This window comes from Streptomyces sp. DH12 (assembly GCF_020873895.1).
GTDB lineage: Bacteria > Actinomycetota > Actinomycetes > Streptomycetales > Streptomycetaceae > Streptomyces.
In genome coordinates, this window is sequence record NZ_JAHWGT010000193.1 from 1 (window position 1) to 822 (window position 822).

At 71.4% G+C, this 822-nt stretch carries 2 protein-coding genes; both read left to right on the forward strand.

Annotation, left to right across the window (positions count from 1 at the left end):
• A partial coding sequence (locus LPA54_RS33445) for a DUF6058 family natural product biosynthesis protein (protein WP_228984479.1) occupies positions 1-379 on the forward strand: 379 nt, incomplete at its 5' end.
• A 148-nt stretch (positions 380-527) separates the two neighbouring features.
• Positions 528-822: alpha/beta hydrolase family protein (locus tag LPA54_RS33450; protein WP_368857879.1), on the forward strand; the 295-nt coding region annotated here is incomplete at its 3' end.

The window sequence follows — 822 nt, forward strand, 5'->3', positions numbered from 1 at the left end:
GCACTCGGTGACCCCGGCCACCATCCGTCGGAAGGACCGGTTGACGGCTGCGATCGGCGCCGCGGTGGACGAGCCGGACGCCGGTTCGGTGCGGTGGTCGGAGCGGCTGCACGCCCTGGTCGACGAGCTCGACGCCCTGGAACCGGCGTTCACGGCCTACGACCGTCTCCGCTTCGGCGGACCCACGTCCCGCGACATCTGCGTCGACGCCGTGCGCGCCCGTTTCCCGCGTCAGTGGGCTGCGGTGGGCGGCGGCCCCGGGGAGCTGATACCCGTGGCCACGGCCGTGACGGGCGAGGCGGTCTTTCTGTGCGTTCCCGAGGGCCCTTCGTCGCCCTGGCGCGTCGTGGTCCAGGAGTTCGAGGAATTCCTGCCCTAGTGGCGGCCCCGCCTGCTAGGTTCGGTGCCGTTGTGCGTTCCCGCATACCGAGGAGGTGAGTCCGATCCACGCTGTGACAGGTCGGGGCTCCCTCCCGTGCGCGGCTTAGGGAGTGCCCGCAGAGGCATCCCGAAAGGCTTGCAACGCCATGCGCTTCACCTCTCGCACGTCGTCCGACGGCGTGTCCGAGCAGCTCTTCACCCTCGGTGAGATCCCCGGTGTGCTGTGGACGCCGGAAGGCGCCACCGGTACGCGTCCCCTGATTCTGATCGGGCACGGCGGCGGCCGGCACAAGAAGGCCCCTGGCGTCCTGTTCCGCGCCCGTCGCTTTGTGGCCGACCGCGGTTTCGCGGTGGTGGCGGTCGATGTGCCCGCCCACGGCGACCGGCCGAAGGACGAGGGGCTGGACCGGATCGCGTCCGAGAACCGGGACCGCGTGGCGG